At 58.5% G+C, this 5,428-nt stretch carries 3 protein-coding genes and 2 pseudogenes; 1 reads left to right on the top strand and 4 read right to left on the bottom strand.

Annotated features, from left to right (window positions below; all coding sequences use genetic code 11):
• Both M988_RS18750 and M988_RS23175 read right to left on the bottom strand, forming a co-directional pair.
• Positions 1-2,325: inverse autotransporter beta domain-containing protein (locus tag M988_RS18750; protein ID WP_169817478.1), on the bottom strand; the 2,325-nt coding region annotated here is incomplete at its 3' end.
• Positions 2,326-2,465: 140 nt separating this feature from the next.
• A complete protein-coding gene (locus M988_RS23175) occupies positions 2,466-2,597 on the bottom strand; it encodes a hypothetical protein (RefSeq protein WP_233149159.1) in 132 nt (43 codons plus the stop codon).
• 608 nt (positions 2,598-3,205) lie between these two features.
• Here M988_RS23175 and M988_RS18745 point away from each other — a divergent pair.
• A complete protein-coding gene (locus M988_RS18745; RefSeq protein ID WP_064575330.1) occupies positions 3,206-4,420 on the top strand; it encodes an IS91 family transposase in 1,215 nt (404 codons plus the stop codon).
• A 192-nt stretch (positions 4,421-4,612) separates the two neighbouring features.
• Here M988_RS18745 and M988_RS18740 read toward each other — a convergent pair.
• Together M988_RS18740 and M988_RS18735 are read right to left on the bottom strand one after the other, a co-directional pair.
• Positions 4,613-4,918: pseudogene (locus tag M988_RS18740) on the bottom strand (integrase core domain-containing protein); the annotation flags it as partial.
• Positions 4,918-5,428 (bottom strand): annotated as a pseudogene (locus M988_RS18735) (reverse transcriptase/maturase family protein); the annotation flags it as partial. The pseudogenes M988_RS18740 and M988_RS18735, both read right to left, overlap by 1 nt.

Raw genomic sequence — 5,428 nt, 5'->3', positions numbered from 1 at the left:
ACCCGTCAGCGCCTTGCCGGCTTTGTCCTTCAGCGTCACCTTGATGGTGATGTCCGTGCCGGCAACATACGTGGTGGTGTCGGTCTTAATGGTGGAGGTCTTCTCGTCCGGCAGGGTGTCGGTGAGCGTCACCGTCGCACTCAGGCTGCCCATCGCGGTACCGCTGTATTCCGGCACGATGGTGTATTTACCCGCTATGGTTCCCTTCAGGGTTGCCGTGTAAGTGCCTTTCGTGCTGCTCTCCGCGATGGCACTCTCTGTCAGGGTACCGGCTGCAGGAGCCTTACCGCTGCTGTCCTTTATCGTGAAAGCCAGACTGTCCTTCAGGCCCGTTAGGGCGTTACCCTGCGCGTCCTTCGCAACCAGCGTCAGCGTCGAGACGGCCGTGTTGTCGGCCGCTATGGTCTCCGGGCTCGCCGTGAACACCGACTGTCCCGCATCCGGCGTGGTGCTGCTGATGGTCACCCCGGCCGGGGTGAGCGTGACGCCACTTACCGACGGTGTTAATGTCACCGTCTCAACATCCGTGCCCGCCGTCACCGTCACGGTGTACACGCCTGCTGATTTTTTTGTCAGGGCCGATACCGCGGCGCTTTTCAGTGCGCTGTTTTTCAGGCTGATGTCCTTTACATCCATGTCCACCGCCTGGTTATTCTCATCCCGCAGCGTCAGGGTCAGCACCTGCGTGCTCTTCCCGTCCGCCGGCAGCACGCTGCTCACCGGCGTGAAGGTACTGTACTGTTTATTCACCTCTGGTGCCTGCACCGTCACCTGGGTGTCGCTGCGCTCAGACCGGTTACCCTTCCTGTCCACCGCCACGCCGCTGACGGTGTAGGTGTTCACCGCCTGCGTCGTGGTCTGGTACGCCGGAAGCACCACCGCATAATCACTTCCGTTCTGCACGACTTTACCCCCGGCCGCGCTCAGGGCCTGTGCATCCCAGTCGATGCGGGACAGCCCGTACGTGCTGGTCACGGAGACACCCAGGGACTTCTTCTCTCCGGCATGCCCGGTAACCAGGTCTGCCGTGTGCAGCCTGATGGTCTCCTTTTTACGGTACTCCAGCACGATATTGTTGTTACGCTCCACCAGGTCATACCGGCTGCCGGTGAGGCTGCGCATGGCCGCCACCGCCGTCGGGTCTACCTGGGCACGCCACGGCACACCCAACTGGTAATTCATGTCCACCGTCAGCCGGGTGTCGCTTTTCCCTGACTGGCCCTGACGCTGCTCTGCGCCCAGGGTCACCAGCGGTACCGGGGTATAGTTAATCCCGGCCGTGATGGCGTGCGGGTTCTTCTGGCGGTTATCCACCCCGAACAGGGCAACCTCCTTCCCGTAGTACTGTTCATACGTCAGCTTCCCGCCCAGCTGCGGCAGGGACGGTACCCAGGCCTGGGCCCGGATATCCCAGCCGTTGGCAGGACGCTCCTGATAGTCGGCCAGGTCCGGGGAGTCCTTCCAGCCCGTCAGACGCATATAGCCGTTGGCGCCCAACTTCAGGAAGTCACGCCAGTACTCAAGACCGACTCCCATGCGCGCATGGTCCCGGGACAGGTCGTAGTCCCCGAACAGGTTCCCGCCCAGCATGTATGTGGGGGTGAAGTGGCGCCACCCGGCGCCGAGGTTGGCCTGGGTCCGGCTGTCGGTCCGGTGCAGGCTGCCCTGGGTGAACGCCAGGTTATCACCCTGGTCGTATAACGGCATCAGCAGGTCGAACTGTGAGTTCTTCAGGGAGAAGTTTTTGTCCGCGTCCAGCTGAACGCGGGCGGTGCCGAAGTGGCTCAGCCACTGCTGAAGGGCCCCGCCGGCCTCGCCGGTGGCCATGCCCCGGGCCATGGAGGCGGCCGCGTCACTTTTTGCGCCGCCGGCCAGGAAGCTTCCGGCCCGTGAGGCGTAGCCGGCCACCTGCTGCGCCTGTTTATCGCTCTCCGGCGCGGAAGCGGATGTGCCTGACGCTGTTTTTTTATCTTTTGCCGTCATCAGCGGCACGTCCACGTCATCCCCGGGCTGCAGACCGTTCAGGCCGCGCACAAAGGTGCGAAACTGATTAAGCTCACGCAACTGCGCAACGGTGAGGTTATATTTTTTTGCAACGGAGGCGGCGGTCTCACCGGCCCCCAGGGTGTAGACCTGCGTACGCTGCGCGGACAGCGGCGCAGGCTGCTGCAGGAAGTGCTGTTCGCCGGCCCTGGCCATCACCGGAGTGAAGGCCACCGTCAGGGGAAAGGCTGCCTGTACGGCGATGTTGAGCCAGGCCAGACGGCGCAGGCCGGGTGATAAAGCGGCATCCGCGGGCGGATGCGATGAGCGTGAACGTTTCATATTTTTTATACCTGTGTGAAACCGCTTTCCGGTGCGGAACGCCAAAAAAACAGATGACCGGAAGAACGAATCAAAAGACGGAAAACAAAAATGCCGGTACCAGGAATTTTTCTGACACCCGGCACCTGTGGCGACACCTCTCAGCAGAGCGGGCGACTGGTCGCCACGCTAAGTGTGGCCCGTCCTTCGAGAGCTGAAACCAGCCTCCTGAACGGTGCCGCCTCACTGTGGTGCACCAGCGCCTGAAGGGAGGACCCGCGTTCAAACATCATAAAGACCTGCGGGTTCTCCGTGTCAGCATGGAGGGTGTACCCTTCACATCCCGGCTCTCCGGTGACCTATGCCACCGCCGTGCGCAGTGCGCAGTGCGGCCTCAACGGCCTCCGCCTGACCCTCGCCGGCCGTTATTGTTGCAACAACCGTTAACGGGGCCCGGGTTTCATTGTTTTCGGTCACTGTGTTTATTTCTGCCACTGCTTTCTTCCTTTCGGCGTCCTGATATTTCGCGCCCTCTGCTCACCGGTTGTCGGCAGTGCGCCCGCAACGCAGGGAGAGACAGCGGAGATAGTTAGTTACGCAAATTAAGGTAAAGGAATAATAAGGGAACCCATGGTGATCGACAATAACAATCAATCTTACAGGATTGATTAATGAAAACGATCGACAAGAGGTTAATTAATCGCCCGCGCCAATCGTTGCTTTTTACAAAACACCGGAAATTTTCTTAAAATCCAGTCAGAAAGATACCGGGTTGCAGGAAGTCAAATAAAACGGAAACAGGTAATTACGCGCCGAAAATAAACATCCACCACAGAGTGGTAACATTTATTTTACCACTCTGTTTAGGAAATATTTAATATAATGCGAATAATCAGGGAATATGTTTATTCCCCGCCCGGCAAAACTGCTGTTCACCGTCGATGACGGCTGGAATACGTTTCTCGATTCGAATAGCGACAGTATAAGTCAGTGGACCCACCTCAGCGTTGAGCGCATGCTCGCCTGCGGGACAGCCAGCATGGGGGTACGCCGCTACTGTTGCTCCTCCCCGGGCTGTACACATTCCTGCTTCTTCTGCCAGAGCTGTAAGTCAAAAACCTGCAGTTCCTGCGGCGTCAAAGCCACAGAGCAGTGGGTGGCGCAGCAGAGCCACATCCTTCCCGACTGCGACTGGCAGCACATCACCTTCACCATGCCCCACCTGCTGTGGCCCTTCTTCAACAACAACTGGCCCCTGCTCAATGCCCTGTTCCGGGCTGCAACCCGCGCCATGCTGCGATGGGCCCGCAAACAGGGCGTGGAGGTCGGCATCTTCTGCGCCCTGCACACCTACGGCCGCCAGCTAAACCAGCATCCGCACATCCACCTTTCCGTCACCCGCGGCGGGCTCGATATAAAACACGGCGTCTGGCGCGATATCTTCTTTAAGAAGCACGCCGTGGAGGAAATCTGGCGCGGGGCGGTTATCCGGCTCCTGCGCCACAGCTATGACCTGATTAATCCCGGCAGCCTGCCGGGGCTGGGGCATATCCGCGATAAAAAACAGTGGGAGCGCTATCTGCAGGCCCAGTACGGACGCCGCTGGAAGGTGCACTTCGCGAAGAAGACCAGGGGGGCCTGGCGAAGCGTCAAATACCTGGGTCGGTATCTGAAACGACCGCCGGTGTCGGCGGCGAAGCTCAGGCACTACAGCGGCGGTGCCGTGGTGCATCACTATTACGACCACCGTACGCAGCAGTACCGGAAGCAGACGCTGTCGCAGGAAGAGATGATCGGGCGCTATATCAGTCATATCCCGGCGAAGCACTTTAAAATGGTGCGCTACTACGGTTTTTTGTCTAACCGGAAACGGGGCGAGCTGCTGGCGAAGGTGTACGAAGCCCTGCAGATGGAGGCGCGGAAAAAACCGGATCAGCCGGGCTTCGCCGCGCTGATGAAGGGGTTCCTGGGTACGGACCCGTACAAATGTATCCTGTGCGGCAACCGGCTGCGATTTACCGGTGCGCAGGCTGGCAGGCATGCGTCGGAATTAGTAGCAGAAAGGCAACATAACATCGACCGGAAACGATGGCTTCTGGGACAGACTGCAGGATAAGTGCGCCTGAAAAATGGGTTTCAGGTTAAAAATACACCGGAAACGGCATTTTATTACCATAACTCACCTGTCATCACGTCATCACTGCGTTTCTGACAGGGGTTTTCATGGTCAGAGTATTTTTGAAGCGCTTTTCCAGTTTCCTAACCATGAACCGCCCCGGTTTCCCGGGAGAGTATTTTGTCTGTGAACTCAGGCTGCCAGAACCGGGTTCACGATTGATGCATAATACGCTTTTTCCGCTTCAGCCGGGGGGATATGACCGAGCCGCTCCATCAGCCTGCGATTGTTGTACCAGTCCACCCATGCCAGTGTGGCCAGCTCCACTTCCTGCTGGGTTTTCCAGCTTTTTCTATGTATCACCTCCGCCTTGTACAGGCCGTTGACGCTTTCTGCCATCGCATTGTCGTAAGAGTCGCCTGTGCTGCCCGTTGAGGCCAGTAACTCTGCTTCCTGCAGCCGTTGCGTGTATGCCAGTGACACGTACTGCGAGCCTTTGACGCCGCGAAGTTTCTGGCCTTATCCCGGGGGATTGTCGTGACCACCCGCATATCGCCATAGCGACTGCGCTTGCGGATGATACGATGACCCAGGAAGATAAATCCGTCATTGACATGGGTGATCCTGGTCTTGTCCATGTTCAGCCTCAGTTTCAGGCTGTCTTCGAGCACGCGCCGTCATTCTTCCCTGATGGCCTCCGCCTGTGCTTTACTGCCTTTGACGATGAGGACAAAGTCATCCGCATACCGACAGTACGCCACTGCGGGTTTCCATTGCCAGTTTTCTCTGACCGCCGTACTTCGACCGCGCTGGATGCTGTTATTCCAGTACCAGCGGTCCTTCCGGGCTTTTCCGCTCAGGTAGTGTTCATGCAGGTATTGATCGAACTCGTTGAGCATGACGTTCGACAATAGCGGCGACAGAACGCCGCCCTGCGGTACTCCCTCGCTCGCAGCCCGGAAGAGCCCGGTATCAACATGTCCCGCTTTGATGGTTTTCCACAGCAGG

The organism is Hafnia paralvei ATCC 29927, from assembly GCF_001655005.1.
Lineage (GTDB): Bacteria > Pseudomonadota > Gammaproteobacteria > Enterobacterales > Enterobacteriaceae > Hafnia > Hafnia paralvei.
Note: the sequence above shows the minus strand (reverse complement) of the source record. Positions and strands in the feature narration are given on the sequence as shown.

Coding starts and splice junctions, on each gene's coding strand:
- M988_RS23175 (WP_233149159.1), bottom strand. CDS start 2,597: ATGATGTTTGAACGCGGGTCCTCCCTTCAGGCGCTGGTGCACCACAGT.
- M988_RS18745 (WP_064575330.1), top strand. CDS start 3,206: ATGTTTATTCCCCGCCCGGCAAAACTGCTGTTCACCGTCGATGACGGC.